21 protein-coding genes are annotated in these 19,405 nt (G+C 57.6%); 12 read left to right on the top strand and 9 right to left on the bottom strand.

The window, feature by feature from the left end; all coding sequences use genetic code 11:
* Positions 1–374: 374 nt before the first annotated feature.
* From HIJ39_RS05975 to HIJ39_RS05960, 4 genes are read left to right on the top strand one after another with little or no spacing between them, the layout of a single operon-like run.
* Positions 375–764, top strand: coding sequence for a DsrE family protein (locus tag HIJ39_RS05975; protein ID WP_207711503.1), 390 nt, complete (start codon positions 375–377; stop codon positions 762–764).
* Positions 765–784: 20 nt separating this feature from the next.
* Positions 785–1,015, top strand: a complete 231-nt coding sequence (locus HIJ39_RS05970) for a sulfurtransferase TusA family protein (RefSeq protein WP_169097725.1) — start codon at positions 785–787, stop codon at positions 1,013–1,015.
* A 42-nt stretch (positions 1,016–1,057) separates the two neighbouring features.
* Positions 1,058–2,197, top strand: a complete 1,140-nt coding sequence (locus HIJ39_RS05965; RefSeq protein ID WP_169097723.1) for an NAD(P)/FAD-dependent oxidoreductase — start codon at positions 1,058–1,060, stop codon at positions 2,195–2,197.
* A gap of 18 nt (positions 2,198–2,215) precedes the next feature.
* Positions 2,216–2,989: a helical membrane plugin domain-containing protein gene (locus HIJ39_RS05960; protein ID WP_169097721.1), complete on the top strand. Its 774-nt coding sequence runs from the start codon at positions 2,216–2,218 to the stop codon at positions 2,987–2,989.
* A 97-nt stretch (positions 2,990–3,086) separates the two neighbouring features.
* Here HIJ39_RS05960 and HIJ39_RS05955 read toward each other — a convergent pair whose 3' ends face one another.
* Positions 3,087–3,989 carry a LysR family transcriptional regulator gene (locus HIJ39_RS05955; protein WP_169097719.1) on the bottom strand — a complete coding sequence of 301 codons (903 nt, stop codon included), beginning with the start codon at positions 3,987–3,989 and terminating at the stop codon, positions 3,087–3,089.
* 135 nt (positions 3,990–4,124) lie between these two features.
* Here HIJ39_RS05955 and HIJ39_RS05950 point away from each other — a divergent pair, with 135 nt between their 5' ends.
* The 5 genes from HIJ39_RS05950 to HIJ39_RS05930 are packed head-to-tail and all read left to right on the top strand — an operon-like array spanning position 4,125 to position 11,051.
* Positions 4,125–6,974, top strand: coding sequence for a molybdopterin-dependent oxidoreductase (locus HIJ39_RS05950; RefSeq protein ID WP_169097717.1), 2,850 nt, complete (start codon positions 4,125–4,127; stop codon positions 6,972–6,974).
* Between the two features lie 4 nt (positions 6,975–6,978).
* Positions 6,979–7,641, top strand: a complete 663-nt coding sequence (locus HIJ39_RS05945; protein ID WP_169097715.1) for a 4Fe-4S dicluster domain-containing protein — start codon at positions 6,979–6,981, stop codon at positions 7,639–7,641.
* A complete protein-coding gene (locus HIJ39_RS05940; RefSeq protein ID WP_169097713.1) occupies positions 7,641–8,648 on the top strand; it encodes a dimethyl sulfoxide reductase anchor subunit family protein in 1,008 nt (335 codons plus the stop codon). The genes HIJ39_RS05945 and HIJ39_RS05940 overlap by 1 nt, the downstream gene beginning before the upstream one ends.
* Entirely contained in the window at positions 8,648–9,637 is a 990-nt protein-coding gene (locus HIJ39_RS05935) for a glycosyltransferase family protein (protein WP_169097711.1), read from the top strand. The genes HIJ39_RS05940 and HIJ39_RS05935 overlap by 1 nt, the downstream gene beginning before the upstream one ends.
* A gap of 40 nt (positions 9,638–9,677) precedes the next feature.
* Positions 9,678–11,051, top strand: a complete 1,374-nt coding sequence (locus HIJ39_RS05930) for a YeeE/YedE thiosulfate transporter family protein (protein WP_169097709.1) — start codon at positions 9,678–9,680, stop codon at positions 11,049–11,051.
* Positions 11,052–11,138: 87 nt separating this feature from the next.
* On the opposite strand, the gene HIJ39_RS05925 is transcribed toward HIJ39_RS05930, so the two are convergent.
* Positions 11,139–11,483 (bottom strand): DsrE family protein, encoded by a 345-nt coding sequence (locus tag HIJ39_RS05925; RefSeq protein WP_169097707.1) that lies wholly within the window; start codon positions 11,481–11,483, stop codon positions 11,139–11,141.
* Between the two features lie 189 nt (positions 11,484–11,672).
* Between HIJ39_RS05925 and HIJ39_RS05920 the strand changes: the two genes are divergently transcribed.
* On the top strand, positions 11,673–12,659 hold the full coding sequence (locus HIJ39_RS05920; protein ID WP_169097705.1) for a DMT family transporter: 987 nt from the start codon (positions 11,673–11,675) through the stop codon (positions 12,657–12,659).
* Here the strand turns inward: HIJ39_RS05920 and HIJ39_RS05915 are convergent.
* The 5 genes from HIJ39_RS05915 to HIJ39_RS05895 all read right to left on the bottom strand — a co-directional run bounded on the left by HIJ39_RS05915 (position 12,556) and on the right by HIJ39_RS05895 (position 15,817).
* Complete coding sequence (locus HIJ39_RS05915) at positions 12,556–13,065, bottom strand: HPP family protein (RefSeq protein WP_169097703.1); 510 nt, start codon at positions 13,063–13,065, stop codon at positions 12,556–12,558. The genes HIJ39_RS05920 and HIJ39_RS05915 overlap by 104 nt on opposite strands.
* A 202-nt stretch (positions 13,066–13,267) precedes the next feature.
* Entirely contained in the window at positions 13,268–14,125 is an 858-nt protein-coding gene (locus HIJ39_RS05910; protein WP_169097701.1) for a molybdate ABC transporter substrate-binding protein, read from the bottom strand.
* Entirely contained in the window at positions 14,112–14,450 is a 339-nt protein-coding gene (locus HIJ39_RS05905; protein WP_243239384.1) for a DsrE family protein, read from the bottom strand. The genes HIJ39_RS05910 and HIJ39_RS05905 overlap by 14 nt, the downstream gene beginning before the upstream one ends.
* A 61-nt stretch (positions 14,451–14,511) precedes the next feature.
* Positions 14,512–14,814: a rhodanese-like domain-containing protein gene (locus tag HIJ39_RS05900; RefSeq protein WP_169097699.1), complete on the bottom strand. Its 303-nt coding sequence runs from the start codon at positions 14,812–14,814 to the stop codon at positions 14,512–14,514.
* Positions 14,815–14,950: 136 nt separating this feature from the next.
* Positions 14,951–15,817 (bottom strand): hypothetical protein, encoded by an 867-nt coding sequence (locus HIJ39_RS05895; RefSeq protein WP_169097697.1) that lies wholly within the window; start codon positions 15,815–15,817, stop codon positions 14,951–14,953.
* 66 nt (positions 15,818–15,883) lie between these two features.
* On the opposite strand from HIJ39_RS05895, the gene HIJ39_RS05890 reads away from it, so the two are divergent.
* Positions 15,884–16,378, top strand: coding sequence for a haloacid dehalogenase (locus HIJ39_RS05890; protein ID WP_338055093.1), 495 nt, complete (start codon positions 15,884–15,886; stop codon positions 16,376–16,378).
* 85 nt (positions 16,379–16,463) lie between these two features.
* Here the strand turns inward: HIJ39_RS05890 and HIJ39_RS05885 are convergent, their stop codons facing one another.
* Positions 16,464–16,940: a phosphate-starvation-inducible PsiE family protein gene (locus HIJ39_RS05885; RefSeq protein WP_169097695.1), complete on the bottom strand. Its 477-nt coding sequence runs from the start codon at positions 16,938–16,940 to the stop codon at positions 16,464–16,466.
* 428 nt (positions 16,941–17,368) lie between these two features.
* Here HIJ39_RS05885 and HIJ39_RS05880 point away from each other — a divergent pair, with 428 nt between their 5' ends.
* Complete coding sequence (locus HIJ39_RS05880; protein ID WP_169097693.1) at positions 17,369–18,112, top strand: DUF6904 family protein; 744 nt, start codon at positions 17,369–17,371, stop codon at positions 18,110–18,112.
* A gap of 71 nt (positions 18,113–18,183) precedes the next feature.
* Here HIJ39_RS05880 and HIJ39_RS05875 read toward each other — a convergent pair whose 3' ends face one another.
* Positions 18,184–19,017 carry a class I SAM-dependent methyltransferase gene (locus HIJ39_RS05875; RefSeq protein ID WP_169097691.1) on the bottom strand — a complete coding sequence of 278 codons (834 nt, stop codon included), beginning with the start codon at positions 19,015–19,017 and terminating at the stop codon, positions 18,184–18,186.
* Between the last annotated feature and the right edge of the window lie 388 nt (positions 19,018–19,405).

Below are 19,405 nucleotides of genomic sequence, written 5' to 3'. Positions count from 1 at the left end.
CGCGGTCAAAAGGCGCGAGGTCGAGGTCATAAGTATCTAGGGTCACATTAAAGAGGGTCGGCAGTTCCGACGGTTTCGTTTGCGTGGATTGGCCAAAGTCCAAACGGAATGGGGGCTCCTAAGCGTGGTCTAAACCTGTTAAAGCACGCGACCCCCGCTTACTAGAAGCGAGGGCCACTCGATTGTGGTTGAAGTCCGCTCGAGTCACCCGTGCGGGTGACTTTTGAGACGGCCCCATGTCACTTGAGAATCAAACGGCGTCGGGGGGCATATCTCTCTGTGACGCATCCCGACAAAAAGATTGAAAACGGATAATATTCACATATACTTGAGGTGACGGTGGTTTCCCGTTTGAGCGGGGAAAGGAGCGACTGATGGGGCAACTGAATCTGATGGTGCTTTCCGGCGATTATAGCAAGATTCATGCCGCCGCCATGGTGACGATGGTAGCCGGAAGTCTTGGGCAAACCGTCGATATTTTCGTGTCGATGGAGGCGTTGCCGGCCTTTCACAAAGATCCGGCGGTGCGAGAAACCATTGCCAAGGGTCCGGTCGCAAAGGACGTGATCGAGAAAGCGCATGGGGACTACCTGGAGTTGTTTGAACAGGCCAAAGACATGGGTGATGTGCATCTCTATGCCTGCAGTCTGGTGGCGGATGTCAAAGAGTGGTCACTAGCGGATTTGTCCCCTTTGTTTGACGACATGATGGGCGTGACAGGGTTTCTCGGTAAGGCGTCCGAGGGCTCTGCACTGACATTTTAGGGATGAAGGAGGTGGACTAATTGTCAGAGGCCAAGGTGGTGGACGCCCGGGGTTCCTACTGCCCAGGACCCTTGATGGAGCTCATTAAGAGCATTCGGCAGGAGCCGGTGGGCACCGTCTTTGAGGTATGGTCGTCCGATCGCGGTTCCGCCAAGGACATCCCAGAATGGGTGCATAAAGCAGGTCACGAGGTCTTGGGGAACAAGGAAGAAGACGGCATTTACAAGATTCAGGTGCGGAAAGTCAAATAATTCCCTGGATCTTCAGGGATATCTTAGGAGGTTTGCATTCTCATGACGCGGATCGTGTTGTTGGGTGGCGGCGTGGGCGGCAGTATGGTCTCCAACCAGCTCGCGCGGCAGTTAAAGCCGGAAATTCTTCGCGGTGAGGTTGAGGTCACGGTCATTAACGAATCGGACGTTCATGTCTATCAACCCCTCTTCTTATACATGGCGTTTGACCAAGCCGTTCCCGCGGATGCCCACCGCTCAGAAAGAAGCGTGTTGAACCGCCATATTAAGTTAATCGTGGGCAGCGCCGATCGGATTGACCGGGAGCAAAATCTGGTGCGGATGGATGACGGCCGGGAAATTCCCTATGATTATTTGGTGATCGCGACAGGCAGCCGCCCCGCACCGGAGTCCATTCCCGGACTTGTTGAAGGCGGCCATATTTTCTACACCGAGGAAAGCGCCCTAAAACTTCGGGACGCTCTCCAGTCCTTTGAGGGAGGACGGTTGGTGGTGACGGTGGCGGTGCCCCACAAGTGCCCCGTGGCGCCGTTGGAGTTTACGCTGATGGCTCAAGACTGGCTGAAGGCCCGAGGACTCGGCGACAAATCGCAGGTTGTTTATACATACCCCATTGGTCGGCTGCATTCGTTGGAACCCGTCGCAAATTGGGCTAATGAGGTGTTTCCCGAGCGGGGCATTGAGACGCACACATTCTTTAATGCAGAGACGGTGGATCCGGAGCAAAAGACCATCACCAGCATGGAAGGCGAGGTCTTGGCTTATGATTTATTGGTTGCCATCCCGCCCCATGCCGGACAGGATGTGATTCGCCGATCCGGGCTGGGGGATGCCGGCAACTGGATTCCGACCAACCGTCACAGTTTGCAAATGGAGGGCGCGGACAACATCTATGTGTTGGGGGATGCCACCAACTTGCCCATTAGCAAGGCGGGGTCCACGGCCCACTTCGAAGCCGACGTGGTTGCCGCCAATCTGATCAACCGGGTGCGGGGCGGTCGCGGATCGGTGCGCTATGATGGCAAGGTTTTCTGCTTTATCGAAACGGGACGTGATGAGGCTACTTATATTAAGTTCGACTACGAGCACCCGCCCAGGCCGCAAGCGCCCAGCGAAATGATTCACCTCTATAAGCTGGCCTTTAACAAGATGTACTGGCTATCAGCGGCAGGGGTTCTCTAACGTCAAGGAGGGAAAGCGATGGCGACTATTGATGTAGCCGATGAGACGCTACAGGAACTGACCACGCTTCTCGCCGCGGTTCGCGATAGTGCGACCCCGGGGCTCGCGGAACGCATCAGTCAGATGTTGGTGGCGCTAGGGGCGGTGGCCGCCGAAGTCGAACCGGACCGGGCGAGTTTGTTGGTTGAATCCGCCATGCAAGCTTCTGATTCATTGGCGAAAACGCTAGAGCAGCTTGATCAATGGCATCGCACGGGGGTATGGGACTCGCTAGCCGAGTTGGTCAGCCTCGGTGCTGCGTTAAAAGACAGCGCCACGCCGCAGATTGCGGAACGCATCGCCTCGTTGGCTATTGGGCTTGGGCAAGTCGCGGACGAGGTAGGTCCCGGGCTGGTGGAAACCGTGAGTGCCGTGGAACGTCACGGTCTGGTGCTTAGGGAAACGATTGAGGAGATTGCCCGGTGGCATCAGGATGGGACATGGGAAACGCTGACCGAGACGGTAACGCTTATGCGCGCCCTCAACGATTCACTCACTCCGCATATGGTGGCGCGGACGGTGGAGATGGTCACCACATTGGGCAACGCGCTCGCCGAAGCGCTGGATTCCGGACTTTTGGACTTTGGCATTCGCCTGGGCGAGGCATTGGCAAAAGCGAACGCTGACGCATCCCAGGATACCACGCGGGTGACCGCCATGGGTTTGGTGCGGAGTATTAAGGAACCAGAGATGCAGCGGTCAGTTAAATTGCTGATGTCCTTGATGCGTCGTCTGCCGGCGGTCGTGGAATAGCCTCGTCGTTTTCATTTCAACACCCTCGTGCCCCATCACGGGGGTGCTTTATTGTGTGGATTCTGCTGCCACGAAAACATCATCCTGCCGCGCGCCATTAGGACAACATTTCACCCCAGTTCTCGGCCATCAGCGCGCGAACCAGAGCTTCGGCCAGCGGATGGACAAATTCATGATGGTGGATGATGGTGAAGTGACGCAACAGCGCGAGCCCTTCCACGTCGATGATGTGAAATAGGTGCCGTTCGTGGGGAAGAATGGTGTACGGAGAAAGAATGCTGGCGTCCTGTTGTTGGATAATCATGGCCTTAATGGCCTGGGTAGTTCCCAACACGAAATGAATGTTGAGATCGTTGAGACTGATGCCGAGTTGACCCAGCGCCGATTCCACGACCATGCGGGTGCCGGATCCGGGCTCGCGAATCACCAGCGGCAACTGTCGCAATTCCGAAATGGTGATACGATTACGATTCGCCAATGGATGGCTCTGACTCACCACCAGATGCAGGCGGTCCGCTAAAAACGGGCGCGCCGCCAAGGCGGTGTTCGACAGCGGTGCCTCAATTAGGCCCAGATCGATGTCTTTGTGCATGACGCGGTCTTTGATGTCATGCGAATTAGCCATATAAAGGGTGAACTGGGGACGCGGCCTGGCTTGACTCATGCGGGCCAAAACCCGGGGGAGGATAAATTCAGCGATGGTCAAGCTGGCACCCACGGTCAAACGCGCGGGCGCATCCGCCAAATGTTGGGCCACAGCCTGCTTGGATGCTTCCCAGGTCTGCAGCAATTGGGTCACATAGCGATAGACGATTTCTCCGGCATCATTGAGGCGCACACCTTGCGAGGTGCGGATTAAAAGAGGGGTTCCGTAGGCGGATTCCAACTGATGAATTTGTTGGCTGACGGCCGACTGCGAGAGGTTCAAGGCGCGGGCTGCCTGCGAGAGACTCTGATGCTCACCGACTGCCTTAAATGTCCGCCAGACATGTTCATTCATGGCGGGACCTCCTCGCGCCAGCGTTGTCATAAGCAATCCTGTCGGACACTATCAGAAAGTCAATACGCACCGCCGCCATCCTTCCTTTACCTTACATTACTATAAGGGAATTTCGTTGGAGAAGGGAAGAGAAACATGGCGGTAAAGCTACCCATGGCCCAATCGGGTCAAGAGGACGGCAACATCCGGCGTCTCCATACCACTTGCTATATGTGCGCCTGTCGGTGCGGTATTGAGGTGACTTTGGAGGGCGACCGGGTCCGGTTTTTGTCTGGAATCCCAGAAAATCCGGTGAATAAGGGGGTATGGTGCGCTAAGGGCGGCGCCGGCATCATGACCGAATACAGCCCCGCCCGCCTGAAGACGCCGCTCATACGCGAGCCCGGAGCACCGCGCGGCGAGGGGCGTCTGGTGCCGGTAGATTGGGAAACCGCCTTGAATCAGGTAACGGGCTGGTTGAAGGCTATTCGCACGACCGACCCCGCGAAACTCGCGTACTTTACGGGACGCGATCAAATGCAGGCTTTCAACGGGTATTGGGCCCGTCAGTTCGGCACCCCCAATTGGGCGGCTCATGGCGGGTTTTGCTCCGTGAATATGGCGGCCGGCGGGATGTATTCCGTGGGCGGAAGTTTTTGGGAGTTCGGCTGGCCCGACTTGGATCATGCGCGATGGTTCATGATGTTTGGGGTTGCCGAGGATCATCCATCCAATCCCTTGAAGTTAGCCATCTCCGCGCTGAAAGAGCGCGGCGGCCGTTTCATCGTGGTAAACCCGGTGCGAAGCGGCTATGGGGCGTTGGCCGACGAGTGGGTGCCCATTCGGCCCGGAACCGATGGCGCCTTCATCTTAGCCTTGATGCATGTGCTGTATCGGGAGAATCTCTACGACAAGCGTTTTTTGGCTTCCTGGACGAACGCGCCGGGGCTCGTCATTCGGGCGCCGGGAACCGAGAAAGATGGACTCTTCGACCGGACCGGCGATGGTGATCTGTGGGTGGCGCTGGAGTCTGGAGAACTTGTCCCGTATCGTGAGGCCAAGGGTCGGGGAGTATTAGAGGGCCAATTTACGCGGAACGGACTCACCTTGGTGCCGGCTTTTCAGGCCTTGGTTGAGGAGATTGAGCGCGCTACGTCGGCCTGGGCGGAACGCATCACCGGCATTCCCAAAAAGACCATCGTGCGGCTGGCGCTGGAAATGGGGAAAGTCGCGCAAGAGCAGCCTCTGGTATTGCCCATCCCTTGGGACGATATTTACGGTCAGCACCACGAGGAGACCGTTGGTCGGCCGGTGGCCTTTCACGCCATGCGGGGTCTCGCCGCCCACACCAATGGGTTCCAGACCATTCGCGGTCTCTTTGACCTTATGATGATGCTGGGAACCGTGGATGTGCCTGGTGGTTTTCTCTATAAGAGTCCCTATCCGAAGCCGGTTCCACCGCCGGTGAAGCCCGCCCCCCATCGAGAGGATTATGGTCCCAATCGGGCGGCGAAGGCTCCGCTTTTGGGCTATCCCACCAATCCAGATGATTTGCTGGTGGACGGCGATGAGCCGCTTCGGATTGACGAGGCCTATTCCTGGAAGTATCCCTTGGCGGCGCACGGAACCATTCAAAATGTGGTCGCCAATGCCCACGACCAGACGCCGTATGCCATCGACACACTGCTGATATACATGGCCAACATCGCGTGGAACTCCACTTGGAACACGCTGACCACCCGGGAGATGTTGACGGCTCGCGATGAAAAGACGGGCGAGTACAAAATTCCGCATGTTGTGGTGTTTGACGCATTTGATTCGGAGACGGTCGCCTATGCCGATGTGGTCTTTCCGGACACGACCTACCTTGAGCGTTGGGATGCCACCTCGCTGCAGGATCGGCCCATTTCGGAGCCGTCGGGACCGGCGGATTCCATTCGCCAGCCGGTGGTTCCGCGCTTAGGAGAGACAAGACCAACCGCCGATGTCCTGATTGAGTTGGCGAATCGACTGGAGTTGCCCGGATTTGTGGAAAACGGGGTCCCCCGTTACAAGAGCTATGCCGATTTCATTCAGTTGTGGGAAACCGAGCCGGGCTCAGGAGTTGGGCTTTTGATGGGATTCCGCGGCAAAAACGGGGATCAAGCCTTGGTGGGCGAGCCGAATCCCAAGCAACTGGAAGCTTATGCGGCTCACAAGGCGTTTTTTGAATTTCGCCTGCCCGATTCGCACCGCTACTATCGGATGGGCAATCAAGGCTATCTGGACTGGGCGCATCAAGTGAAGTTTATCGGCCAGCCGGAGGCGATAACGCTTCATCTCTATTCGGAGCCTCTGCAAACCTTTCGGTTGGCGGGCCAAGGGCTCTGGCCGGGGAAAACGCCCAAGGATCCTGTGCTGCGCAAGCGGCTGGTTGATTACTTTTCCCCGGTGCCCATCTGGTATGCGCCCTTGGAGGACCGGCCGGAGGAGAAGGACACCTACCCGCTTCGGATTATCACCCAGCGTCCCATGACCCATTATCACTCCTGGGGGTCGCACAACGCCTGGCTTCGCCAACTGTTGAACGAGAATCCGCTGTTCATGAATCCTTTGAAGGCTCAGGAAATGGGCTTAAAGGAGGGCGACTGGGTCTGGATTGAGTCGCGGATTGGGCGCATGACCGGCAAATTGCGATTTTCCGATGCGGTCGAACCGGGGACCGTATGGACCTGGAACGCCATTGCCAAAGGCCCCGGTTCATGGGCGCTCGATCCGCAGAGTCCCGAGGTGCAGCGGGCGATTTTGATCAACCACATTATTCCGGACCGATTGGTGGGGGGCGATCGGGGATTTTTCAACAACGACCCGGTCACCGGACAGGCGGGCTGGTATGACGCACGCGTCAAAGTATACCCCTCGGAGATTCACGAGGTGTGGCCCCGCGTGGCCGCGCGCCAGCCTGCTTCCCCGCCGCCCGCGATCGCGCACATGGCCTATCAAAGCGGAAAGTCCGAAAGGAGCTAGCGACATGCAGTTAACCATCATCACCGACCTCAACAAATGCGTCGGGTGCAAGAGCTGCCAAGTGTCCTGTAAGGAGCATAATACCTCCGGGGCATTTGGCCCGGTGCCTGACGAGACCCCATATCAGGATCCCGATGGCATGTGGTGGAATCGGATTGTCACGATGGAATCGGGAGAGTATCCTAATACCTCGGTTATGTATCTGCCCAAGGCCTGCATGCATTGTTATGACGCGCCGTGTGTACCGGTGTGTCCCACTGGGGCGTCGTACAAGCGCGATGACAATGGGGTGGTGCTGATTGACTACGACAGTTGCATCGGCTGTCAGCTCTGCATGTGGGCTTGCCCCTACGGCGTGCGGGAGTTCGATGAGCAAGAAGGGGTGGTCAAAAAGTGCACGCTCTGTATTGATCGCCTGGAGGATGAGAGCTTGCCGGAGGTGGAACGTCAGCCCGCTTGCGTGCAGAGCTGCCCGACACACGCCCGCACCTTTGGCGATCTGGATGACCCCACCTCGGAGGTCTCCCGTTTGGTGGCAGAGCGCCAGGGCTTCGGTCTTTTGCCGGAACTGGGTGCAAGGCCGGCCGTCCATTATCTTCCCCGCCGTCCCTCGCCCTCACCGGTGGGCCGCGACGAAGTCGATGATCTGGTGGAGGAAAAGTACTGATGAAACCGGCAACTCAACTTTTAGCGTTAACCATCGGGCAGGGCTTGGCAGTGGGGCTCGCGGTGTGCCTTGCTTATTTAGCGTCGCGTGGGGTGCTCACGCCGGCGTTGGCGTGGAGTCTTCTCATCGCTGGCCTGGTGACGGCAGCGGTCGGCGGGGTCGCCTCTTTCTTTCACATGCATCATTTTAGTGCCGCGCGATTCATTTTGCGGCGGCTCAAGACCTCCTGGTTGAGCCGGGAGGCACTCACGACCGCTCTTTTTGGCGGAGTGTTGTTTCTGTTAGCGCTGTGGACCTATGTGGGGCGACCGCCGCTACATGGCGGAGCTTATGCCATCCTGCCTTGGGTGGTGGCTCTGTTTGGCCTCATCGCCCTGTTCGTGACCGCCATGCTCTATGCCACCATCCCGGCCATGCTAAGCTGGCATTCGCCGATGACGGTTTTAAATCTCATGATGTTGGCGTTTTATGGGGGCAACAGTTGGGCGCTTCTATTTGCCGCCGCGAGTCACGTGCCGCCGGTGGCGCTCGGGACTATTCAACTGGCGCTGACGGTCTTGGTCTTCATCATGAAGGGTTTGCAGTGGCACGTGTTCAGCTTGGCCCAGCGGCGGGTCAATCCCGCCACCGGCTTTGGCTTGCCCTTTGCCCCATATCGGCTGCAGGATACCGGCACCACCAAACCTCCCTATCGGACCCAACCCCAAACAATGCCGGAGCTTAGTGCTCGGTCGCGAATGCAAATGAAAGTGGCTATTGTACTCGTACTGGGCGTGGTTCCGGTCGTCAGCGATCTCATCTGGATCGAGGCGCATATGATGGGCTTCGCACTCATTGATGCTATAGCCGTCACGGTCGGTCTGGTGCTAGAACGGTGGCTCTTTTTCCGGGACGCCACCCATAGTTCCAAGGTCTTTTTCACGGATGCTCCGGATGTGCCCTCTCGCGTGGCCGAGCCGGTTAACCACGCGCGGGCCATGGTGTCCGGGCAATCGGTTGGCAAATGATGATGCAGCTGGTAGCAAATAGCCCGGACGCACCGGAGGTCCAAAGTCTGGAATTGCTGAAGCGGTGGATTCCGTTCCAAACGCGCTTTGGTCAGCGTGCGAAAAAACCGCTGTTTGGCGCCGCTCCTCCCTGGGTCGGTGGCGCCGCGGTCGCTGGTCGGCGCTCAGGTACGATATTATATGCGCCTACGCATGAGAACCTGGTGCGGATACGCGACGCCCACCCGGGGGTTCCGATTGTGATGGCCGAGTCGTTTGATCTTGCCGTAAAAGAAGCCTCCGAAGGCGGCGGGGTGGTTGCGCTTCCGCGGCTGGTGCCCGAGAGTTTTTACCCACCGGGTGCCGGCGCCGATACCTTTGGCGTGACTCAACGATTGCATCTTGAGGGACGGCCCCGATTGGTGTATCTCGGCCGTTATGGCAATGGTCTTCACCTCACCCAGGTCTTCGAGTTGACGCGGCGTCTCCTGACCATGGGGGGCGAAGTCATTTTGTGGGATGGCCTCGCCCACCGTGAAGCCTTGGCCCCAGTGGTCAAAGCGTTGAGGCTGGCGGAAACAATCGTGTTTGCCCCGCCCCTCAATCAGGCAGAGGCGGCGGGACTTCTCTTGGGCGCCGATTTAATCTGGGTTGGTGATCCCGAACCGGCGCTCTATGTTCCAATTTCTTGGGCCATGGCGTCGGGGACACCGATTGTGGCCCGGTATTCCAAGGATCAGGAAGCGCTGCTGGGACCGGCGGCCCTCTGGGTGTACGAGGATGAGCTAGACGTGTGGGAGAATGCGCTTTTGGCGGGCTTGCAAAATGCCGTGGTGCGGGAGGAACTGCAGTACCGCCAGTTGGAAGCGGCCAACCGTTGGCGTTTGGAGCAGGCGGCCCCCGAATGGATCCAAGCCCTCGGGGCTCTGGGAGGAAGGGGCATGGTCCGCAAGCTCGAGGTCCCCCGGCCATGCGTAATCGAAAATTCCGATACCCGGCGAGGTATATGACGCAAACGATTGGCCCACTCTAGCGGCTGGAGGGAATGCCATGACTGCGCCGCTATGGGTGGGTCTGTTGTTGGGGCTCGCTATCGGGGGATTGGTGGAGATTTGGGGTGTGGCCAATCCCGAGATGCTAATCCGGTTTGCGAAAGGGGATGACCGTCTCTTTCTTGCGTGCCTGGCCATCGCCTCGGGTACCGGGGCATTCACGCTCTTTGGCCTTCATTATTTCGGGGTCCCAATCCACTGGGGGCCAAAGCCGTTTTATGTCGTCGGCGTCAGTTTAGGTGGGGCGCTATTTGGCGCGGGACTGGCGCTGAGCGGCTATGTGCCGGGAACGATACTCATGGCGTTGGCAGAAGGGCGCCGGGATGCAGTGTGGGCGCTCCTCGGCGGACTCATGGGAGCGGCAGCTTGGACGGCCATGAGTACTACGGCCGCTGGCCATTGGCTGGTGTCTTATGCGAATGCGGGGAACGTGATGGCAGGGGCGCGGCTGGTGGGGAAATATACCCTTCGCGGCCTCTCGCCAGGTACGCTCTGGGCCATCGCGACGCTATATGGACTGTCCCTGGTTATGCTTGCCTGGACATTGCCCAGGTTTCGCATGCCGGTCGACGCCTGGCCGAGACGTCGTGCCCGTCCAGCCTATCGCCTTCGGGATATCGAACGGTATGGCAGTCACAGCCGGGAGCCGTTGTTGGTCGGGAGCGCGGTGCTCTTGGGACTTCTGACATCGCTGGGAATGGTCCTGCACCAAATATTTGGCGTCTCAACAACCTATTCCTGGTTGGTTGGGAAGATGCTGTTTGCCCATGCGCCGTACAGTCAAACCGTGTTTCACACCGTTGGTTGGGAGCCTTTGTCCGATATTGGACTGTTTCTCGGTGCGCTCATGTCGGCAACGCTCATTTCCGGCCGCTTTCGCGCCTGGCGGGCCGACGTTCCGCCCTCCTGGACCATGCGCTTTCGCCACTCATCCCGCCCTTGGGGGGCGGCGGGCGGGGCGTTTTTGGTGTTGTTTGGGGCGCGCATGGCAGGAGGCTGCGCCTCGGGTCACATGCTTAGTGGCGGCATGCAAATGGCGCTTAGTGGTTGGGTGTTCAGTGGTTTCGTGTTGGGGTCGATGTGGGTGACAGCTCGGCTCGTCTATCGGGGTCATGGCAGCGTGATGCGAAAGCACCTGGGTCCATACCGGATACCCCATGGTTCCACCCGAGGGCTGGTGGTATTGGGCGGTCTAGCGACGATTGCACTAGCCATGGGCGGGCTTCGCAACTCGCAACAGCCGTTGACACTTGGTGCCTTCCTTCAAGTGGCTGCTTCACCTCTCCTGCTGGTTCTATTGCTGAGTTATGAGACGTGGCGCCTCAAGGCGCGCGGGGCGAAGGCGACAGCGCTAAAGGGTGCAACCTCTTGAAGTGGCCAGCATCCATAGGCGGGTGTCGGGACGCGAGGTGAGGGGCGGCTTCTTTGCCGCCCCTCACCTGGCGCCGTGCGAGGAATCTTAGACTCCGACCACCTGGTATCCTTGGTCGACCAGTTCCAGCAGGACTTCGCCCGCGGGCCGCAGCGCGACTCCGGTGGCTAATACGGCCGCCTCATCCAATCCCAACTGTTTGACGTTGGCAGGGCAGGCATGAACCGGCACAGCCGCCTCGCGCAGGTCTTTCAGGACCTCCTGAATTTGCGGGTTGGAATCCGTTGTGAGGCCCACTCCTGGTCCAAACAGATAAACCTGCACATCTTTTTGATCCCGAGTCGTCCTCAGACGTTGGGCGAGGCGGAGTCCCGACAGCGCTTTCAGGGGCTGGTCGGGGCCGGCGGTAATCCAAAAGGCAATTTTCGCCATGATCGCAATCCTCCATGCGTGAAATGTCTATGACCAACGGCCGCGAACAGGGTATCAGGCTAAGTTGCCCGGGGGTTGCGTTCCCACGATCCGTCTGGTTCGGTAATATTACTGCAAGGGGCATGAGCGTGCAAGTGTCAGTATGCAACAGTCATCGAACGGCATGGGGTGTGGTGGATGAGAAAAGGCATGGCTTGGTTGGTCTTAGCCACCCTACTTTGGGGCGGAAATTACATTGCGGGTCGGGTGTTGGCCTTTCAGATATCCCCGCTGGTCCTGAACGCTGTGCGGTGGATTCTTTCGAGCCTCATTTTGATCGGCATTTTGAAAGTTACGCGACGGCGCTTTCCATGGCATGAATGGAAGGCGCTCTTATGGATGGGACTGTTAGGCATGTTTGTGTTTTCCGCACTCACCTATCTTAGCCTCGGCCACGTGGGAGCAGCGGAAGCCGGGCTGATTTCCGGGACCATGCCGGTCATCATCATGATTCTTAGCGTCTTATTGCTCAAACAGCGCGTGACATGGCTGCAATGGGGCGGGGCATTAGTTTCGGTGGTGGGTGTTGCCGTTTTAGTCGGGGGCGGTGCGACTGGTCATCTGATGGTGTCCAGAGGCGTCGGAGAGCTGTTGGCGGCGGCTGTCGCATGGTCACTCTACACCGTGTACGGGAAAAAGTTTAGCCGTCGAATTGATGCGATCACCTTGACGACCGGTGCCGCGGCGGTGGGAGCGATGATGAGTTCGTTGACCGCTTTGGCTCTCTGGCACACGGAGTCCGTTCATTTGGCGGCTGTGGGCATAGTCTCCCTTTTTTATGTCAGCACCGCCGCGTCAGTCATCGCCTATCTATTGTGGACCGCAGGCGTGGCGCGGGTGGGTGCCGCCGCAGCGGGGCCGTTCATGAATTTATTGCCGATTTGGACGGTGGTTCTGGGGCTGTTGCTGCTGCATGAATCGCTGTCCTTGGGCGATTTAATCGGGGGCGTGTTCATTATCATCGGCGCTTTCCTTGCGGGGCGCCCGTCAACGATGTCGCCGGCAACCCGCGACTCGGACAAAGCTGTCGCCGTCAATCCGATGAGGGGTTCAGATGGCGCTCTTTCCGAGGGTATGGGGGCCATCCGGGAATCAGCCGCGACAACGCAATATGAGTCGAGACGGCGACCAGCGTGAAGGGCAGTACGACCGCCAATGCAAACCAGGGGCCTGGCTTTAAGAGCAGCGGATACATGGAGAGCGCGATCCCGGGGGGATGATAAATGCCAGCCCTGGGAAGGGCGAGTAAAAGAAAACTTCCCACAATAGCGGCGGCCAGCGGTCCATGCCACAAGATGGCAACCCCACCCCCGAGCGCGGCGGACAGGGTGCTGCCGAGAATAACCGGCAGAGGTTGAGCCACTGGTTGCTGCGGAAGGTACAAGAGGATACTGAGCATGGCCACAAACGGCGGTACCAGGAAGATTGTCCAGTGGTGGAGCAGGTGGTCGAGCAAAGCCAATAGGAGGAGCAGCAACGCTCCCCAAACAAGCGCCCAGGGTGAGACCTTGGTCGGATACAAACCGTTTTTCAACCAGTGCATTAAAAAGCCTCCGCGTAAACATTGGCGGTTATGGAGAACGGAAAGCATTGGTGGTGTGGGCGCCCCAATTTGCCGCGGACTCCCTCCATTCACCCATCCGTTGTACCGCACTTGCCACGCTCCCGCAAGTGGTTCGCCGGTGGAAGCATGTCAGGGGGAGCGAGGCAAAATGAGCATCTTGCCCGCCCCGTTTTAGCGTGCCTTAGAATCCCGAAAAAACCGTGGAATGGGCCTCGGGCGGCATGAATCCGTAGCGGGCATAGATAGCCTGAGCCTCTGATGTTTGGAGAAAGGTCAAGTAGGCATCGCGAGCTTCTGGGTGCGGGGCCCGCTTGAGACCCGCGACGAAATATTGGCCCACGGGATTCTCTAAAAAGTCATCAAGCGGGATAGACTCTACCCGGCGGTGTGTGGCGCGGGCCCATGCGGCCTCGCTCTGCCATACGACACCGACGTCGACCCGATCGCGCTCAATCCAATCTACTGTCTCTCGATGATGCACTGTCGTCAGGAGAGTTGTCCCGAGGTCCTGTTTATGGCGAAAAACGGCGTTGGCCAATGATTCGCCACCGACCAGATCTAAGGCATGGCGCGCCAAGCGGGCGATGCCCTCCGTCTCAGGATTGGGCATGGCGACCCGAATATCCTCGCGGGCAAGGTCCTGAAATCCAGCAATCTGCTTGGGGTTTTTTGGTTGGACCACCAGCGCCAAGCGATTTTCCGCGTAGGGCAATGGCTCCAACACCTCTTCTTTGAGAAGATCCATTTCCCCCCGGCCGGCCGTGAAAACGTCGGGATACACCGTGAGGATGAGCGAGCCAATGTGAATCCTACCTTCCGCTTGGATCTGGTGCGCCAGCAGGCCTGGTGGCAGGGTTTCATAATAAATCCGCGAAAACTGGGGGTGGCGTGCACGAAACGCCGTGAGCAATTCTGGCATGACCATAAACTGATTGCCGTTGAGAAAAAGGTATAGATCAGCGTCGCCCGGGTCCCCGACGAGGTCGATGAGAGTGTCGAATCCGGGTAAATCGAGACGTGGTGCCTCATGGCTTGACATAGCTGAATCCTTCCTGCTGGCGGCGAACGATTTCCGCAATGCCAGCCCGGACCATGGTCATGCCTGGCAACAAATCGGAGGCGGTGAGATTTTGCGCCTGCATGGTGTTCTGGCAGACGGCTATGGTAACGCCCTTGTCTTGCAAGTCGGCTATTTCGTCTTTGAGCGTGGTTTCGGTGGCGACGGCCAGCGAGAGCCCAGCCCCGTGCACGACGAGTTCAATGAAGAGATCGGGCATCTCGTGCATCAGGTTGACAATGTTTCTCAGCACCATGCGCTGCTTCTCTGGTGCACCTTCGTTTAATTGAAATACGACACCGGTCAAATGGTTCCCTCCTGACTGCCCCAAGCACGCCTAATTTTCGGGCCGCGCACGAGTGTGGACATTACCCGTCGACTGGACCCTTCCAGTTTTGCATCCCGCCGGACATGTTGTAAACATTTCGGTATCCGGCTTCCATGAGGAGTTCCGCCGCCCGAGACGACCGGTTGCCCGATCGGCAGACCACAACCACGGTCTTGTCCCGCGGCACTTCGCGCAGGCGATGCACGAGTTGGCTGAGTGAAATGTGTTTGGCACGGGGAATGTGGCCAGCTCGGTATTCCGATGCCTCCCGCACATCAACGATGAGAGCTTGGCCGGATCGGGCCATAGATGCAACCCGCTCCGGGGACAAATGGCGAACCATGGATGACCTCCCTTACATGATTTAATTACCCCGTAGGGTATTATAGTTCAAAACTTTGGTGAGCGTAACGGGAGCAGGTGATTCTGCCGAGAGGTACAACATCTTGACGAGTGAGTGTCTCCATGCGGCGGACTTGTTAACGCCCCATGACCAGACGGCGTGCTTCGCGCATGGAACGGATGAGAGTGCCCAGACCGACGATGATGACGGTAAAGGTGACCAAGGCGAAACCGATTCCGAGATTATGCAGGTTATGAACATGTAGTGGGGTGGCGATAGACCAGGACATCGTCTGCGGAAACATGAGTCCGCCGACGCCCGCCACAATGAAGGCGCTTCCTCCATAAAAGAGCGTGTTTGAGGCAGTGCGGCGGGCCACTTGACGGGCCACGGATTCAGGCAGCCGCAACTGTCGCATCCAGCGGCCGAACAGGGCGCCGGCAGTGGCCTGAATGGTCATGGTGCCGAGGCCGAAGGCCACGCCGGGAACCCAGCCCAGAGATGCACGGCCCATGGACGGGGCGAGCACCGTATAAATGATGAGGGCAAAGGCGCCGAATCCCCAGCCGGCGATGAATCCGTGGACGAGTGCCATGCTAGGGGGAATCATTTGGGGTTGGTCGTCTTTATGAATGTGGGTGCCCGTCCCATGAATGTGTACGACGTGCCCGGTATTCTTCATGTATAGACCGGCTAGGGCCATCGCCAATCCCACGACGACATAGACCCATAAATCCACGGTGGGGTTTTGCAGCCACCGGGCGAGGGCCAAATACGAAAGTTCCGAGGCGATGCCGCGCTGTATGGTAAAGGCGAACGAAAACGTCAGACCGGCGACAAGCCCTCCGCGCGTGGAATAGGCGCCAATGGCGTAGCTAAAGGTAATAGGCCAGGTGTGCTCGTCTGGGGTGATTCCGTGGAGAATTCCCAAGAGGTACGCGGTCAGAATGACCATAGGGATGGAAAGGCCCAAGGCAGGATTCCATAAGTTCAAGGCGGCCATCGACATACCTCCCGTGGTAGGATGAACGAGAAGTGTATGCCTTATGTACGAAAGCGGGGAGTTAGCGTGGGGGAAACTAATCCGAAAAAAAGTCCGGCGATTGGCATCGATCAAGAAATTCCCGGTCGGGAGCCGCTTCACATCCGTCACCTAGTTTTGGACTTTAATGGAACTCTGGCGGAAGATGGGCAAGTGGCGGCCTCGACCGCGAGACGTCTTGCCCAAGTGGCGGAGCGTTTTCACGCGCTGATTGCCACGGCCGACACTTATGGAACAGTAACATCGTTCGCTGAGCGGCTCGGGATGGAATGCCATGTCATTCGGGCCACCCGGGATAAAGAGGCGTTAGTTCGTTCGCTCCCGGGAGGCGTGGCCGCCATCGGCAACGGGGCCAATGACCGGGCCATGCTCGAGGCAGCCGATTTGGCCATCGCGGTCATTGGCCCAGAAGGTGCTGCGCTTGGGGCTGTGTTGGCAGCCAATATCGTGGTCCGTCATATCGACGACGGACTGGATTTATTGCTGTATCCTTCGCGATTGGTGGCGACTCTTCGTGAATAGCCGGTGATGGGGGATCGGTATCCACGGGTGGCGACATTCCTGTGAGTTATTTTTGATTCGGGCTCGCTCACGACGGATTGCTTAATTAAAACTCGTCCTGCTTGGGGCTCCAACGGAGGGCCAGTGTCAGGGCTAGAGCAACGAAGGTGGTCACGCCGAGATCAAGGAGATAGCTTGATACGTGGACTTCAGGTCGATTTACGGCTGCTTTGGCGGTGATGACCAGAATCCGACGGATGGCTGCAATGATGCCAACGATCAAGAAGGGCTGATGACGGAACTGGTGAGTTTTTAAGAAGAGCAACAAGGTGTGCAGGAGTTCCGCCAACATCAGAACAATGAGAAAGCGGTCTAAAACACTGTTGATGAAGCTGGACAGCGAAGTGAGATCCAGATGGACCACCGTATCCACGATGATATAAAGAGCACCGGCGAAAAGACTGAAGGCCAGCAACACATAGATCATGTCTTCGAAAATTCCTAAAACGCCCACCAACCGTTGCCGGATATGGTGAGACACCCAGCGATCGCGCATCCGATCAGACATGCGCATCTGCTCCATGTGTGTGGGTTCCTCCTCTAGGGGTGAATGGTCCGGTAATAAGCCGTGGTGTTCGCATTGTACGGGAGGCCTCCTCTTTTGATGCGCGTTTTTGGGTCAATGGTTGATTTTCCGCCGTGAGTGGTGGTTGCGCGCTGCTTCTTTGGAACTAGGGTGCCCGAGCGGCCCTGATCATTCTCAGAAAAGGGCATACGACTGACGTTGGCCAACCGCCTGCCTCGGTTGTCTTGGGGGAATTATGCCATATTATTTCTCCGAGACCTCGTTCTAAGCGAAAAATTGGGATTCGCTGTTGGACTGAGTCGCGTCGGTTCCGTGCCGGTTGCAGCTTGAGACGTGCTGTTGCCGTGCCAGTGTGCTTAGATTCAGACAAATGCTTTGCGCTGAACATCCTGGAAATCACGAGGAGGGAATAAGCACTGCTTACGTTGCAGAATACGCCCAACTTGGCGGGAATCCGCATTGCCGGCGATTATCAAGATCTCGAGTCCTTGTATATGGCACTCCATGCGATTGTCGGCGAAGACGGCGAATATCAGACCTTCGATAGCGCCCGACTTCGGGTCTTGGGGGTATGCTATGACATTCGGCATGCCTTTCAAGGCGACCGCGAGGTAGAGTTCGTCCCAAACCACATGGACCGGGAACGAATGCGCTGGCACGGGATTATTGCTCCTGAGCAAAATCTCTATTACAAGGTCTCAATCTATTATCCTGAGCTCCTTTTTGTGGTTTCGGCTCTCAACCAATTCATTCGCCTGACAGCAAAAAAGATGGCCAACTCAGCCCGAAATCCACTCACGGACAAACGCGCGGCCTGGGATGGCGCCATTGCCCAGGTTCGTCTCTTTCAGAGCCAAGTCGCAAAGTGCCTTAAGGAGGCCGTGACGGATGCTTCCTATCATCGCATGATGACGCTGATGCATCGCGATTATCCATGGATGGAAGAGTATATGGACCAATATTTGGACCTTCTGAACATCCGCTATCTCTATCTTGAGAGTCGTGAAGAGCGCCAAAGAGCGCTGTTGACCACGGTCAAGCGGATGGTGGAAAGAGGGGCCGAATATCAGGATTTGGTACGCGACATCTGGCGGGAAGCCTTGGCTCAAGGGTGCCGGGTAGATGAGCTCACTCTCGTGAAGGAATACCCGGACGATATTGCATGGTAAATCTTCGTCACGCCAAATAAGTTTCATTACGGGTCAAATGTTCAGCCATGCATCGACCGCGCCCGTCGGCACTATCCCTGTTTCTCCAGCAGAAAAAAGCCACTCGAGGAGTGGACCTCAAACACGCCGTCCTGCGCGATTCGCTCCTGAATGAGATCGGCCAGCCGGTTCAGGGCACGGACGGTCATATCCGGATCGTCCGCGGCCTCGCCCAAATGGGAGCGAATGGGCCCCGAGGCCATGTAGCGTACGGCCGGCTCAGCCTGGGGAAACCGAAATCCGCCCACAAAGCTGTATACGCGTGGAGGGTCCGGAAAGAACGCCGCTCCATTGCTTAAGTTGAAACGGTCCGACATGAGAGGCGCAGCCCCTGGCAAACCGAGTTCGTGGGCGACCTGGTCGCCGAGTTCCCAGAGCTCGCGGTACGGCTCACGACCGTTTGTACACGCGGTCAGGACGCCTCCTGGCTGCAGCACCCGATATGCTTCCGACAGAGCTCTCGCAATGTCCGGCACGTGGTAAAGCATGAAATGCAGGCCAACCCAGGCGAATGTGCCATCCGGCCAGGGAAGGGTCTGGGCATCGCCCACCATGGCCTTGCTGCGCGAATCGCCGATCAGCATTTGGCGTAAGCTTGCGATCATGCCCTCCGACTGATCCATGCCAGTATAGAACGGCAAAGGCCCCAGCGCGCCTCGCATCGCCCGATACCAGGTGCCGGTACCAGGACCGACATCCAAAATTCGTTCGGGATGAGCCTGTACCTGAGTCATGGCTTGGGTTACTCGGTCGAAAATGTCGCCACCTTGTCCGATGCCATAATGGCGATGGGTGTCTATCCGAATCTGAAGCTTCTCTTCGGTCGCGTATTGGGAAGCGACGTAACGGGAATCGCTGGTGTCCATTGTTTATATCCCTTCCGATTAAAATGTCGCCCTTAGCGAGAAAAGTCGCACCGTATGCGCGCCCCCTCCATGCCCAGATCGCCTCCTGGATCCAGTGCCGCCCACCAATTAGTGAAAGGTTTAACGTTGTAACGGTCAGTTCTCATTCAGTGTATCAGTGGCCCCGGGGCGGTCCAACTCTTAAGTGCTGGGCTCCGATGCTGAGTTGCCATCACGTGGATGGTATGAATTATGGGACAGACCAGGGTCGGCAGGACTGCGTCATAGTCGGTAACAATGGGATGATGGCGCTATTTTGGCAGTAATACTGGCGGAAAATCCCAAAATCTGCTACACCAAGGGTATGAACACGAAAATACGAGACTCCAACAGGGGCGCGTACGCGCCC

It is taken from the genome of Sulfobacillus harzensis (assembly GCF_012933365.1).
GTDB classification, from domain to species: domain Bacteria; phylum Bacillota; class Sulfobacillia; order Sulfobacillales; family Sulfobacillaceae; genus Sulfobacillus_B; species Sulfobacillus_B harzensis.
This window is presented reverse-complemented; position numbering and strand designations above follow the sequence as displayed.

Bases quoted from the DNA above. Each gene is read 5' to 3' on its own strand.
- HIJ39_RS05950 (WP_169097717.1), top strand. From the start codon at position 4,125: ATGGCGGTAAAGCTACCCATGGCCCAATCGGGTCAAGAGGACGGCAAC.
- HIJ39_RS05955 (WP_169097719.1), bottom strand. From the start codon at position 3,989: ATGAATGAACATGTCTGGCGGACATTTAAGGCAGTCGGTGAGCATCAG.
- HIJ39_RS05895 (WP_169097697.1), bottom strand. From the start codon at position 15,817: ATGGCCGCCTTGAACTTATGGAATCCTGCCTTGGGCCTTTCCATCCCT.
- HIJ39_RS05975 (WP_207711503.1), top strand. From the start codon at position 375: ATGGGGCAACTGAATCTGATGGTGCTTTCCGGCGATTATAGCAAGATT.
- HIJ39_RS05875 (WP_169097691.1), bottom strand. From the start codon at position 19,017: ATGGACACCAGCGATTCCCGTTACGTCGCTTCCCAATACGCGACCGAA.
- HIJ39_RS05960 (WP_169097721.1), top strand. From the start codon at position 2,216: ATGGCGACTATTGATGTAGCCGATGAGACGCTACAGGAACTGACCACG.
- HIJ39_RS05945 (WP_169097715.1), top strand. From the start codon at position 6,979: ATGCAGTTAACCATCATCACCGACCTCAACAAATGCGTCGGGTGCAAG.
- HIJ39_RS05925 (WP_169097707.1), bottom strand. From the start codon at position 11,483: ATGGCGAAAATTGCCTTTTGGATTACCGCCGGCCCCGACCAGCCCCTG.
- HIJ39_RS05935 (WP_169097711.1), top strand. From the start codon at position 8,648: ATGATGCAGCTGGTAGCAAATAGCCCGGACGCACCGGAGGTCCAAAGT.
- HIJ39_RS05920 (WP_169097705.1), top strand. From the start codon at position 11,673: ATGGCTTGGTTGGTCTTAGCCACCCTACTTTGGGGCGGAAATTACATT.
- HIJ39_RS05900 (WP_169097699.1), bottom strand. From the start codon at position 14,814: ATGGTTCGCCATTTGTCCCCGGAGCGGGTTGCATCTATGGCCCGATCC.
- HIJ39_RS05885 (WP_169097695.1), bottom strand. From the start codon at position 16,940: ATGGAGCAGATGCGCATGTCTGATCGGATGCGCGATCGCTGGGTGTCT.
- HIJ39_RS05940 (WP_169097713.1), top strand. From the start codon at position 7,641: ATGAAACCGGCAACTCAACTTTTAGCGTTAACCATCGGGCAGGGCTTG.
- HIJ39_RS05910 (WP_169097701.1), bottom strand. From the start codon at position 14,125: ATGTCAAGCCATGAGGCACCACGTCTCGATTTACCCGGATTCGACACT.
- HIJ39_RS05965 (WP_169097723.1), top strand. From the start codon at position 1,058: ATGACGCGGATCGTGTTGTTGGGTGGCGGCGTGGGCGGCAGTATGGTC.
- HIJ39_RS05930 (WP_169097709.1), top strand. From the start codon at position 9,678: ATGACTGCGCCGCTATGGGTGGGTCTGTTGTTGGGGCTCGCTATCGGG.
- HIJ39_RS05915 (WP_169097703.1), bottom strand. From the start codon at position 13,065: ATGCACTGGTTGAAAAACGGTTTGTATCCGACCAAGGTCTCACCCTGG.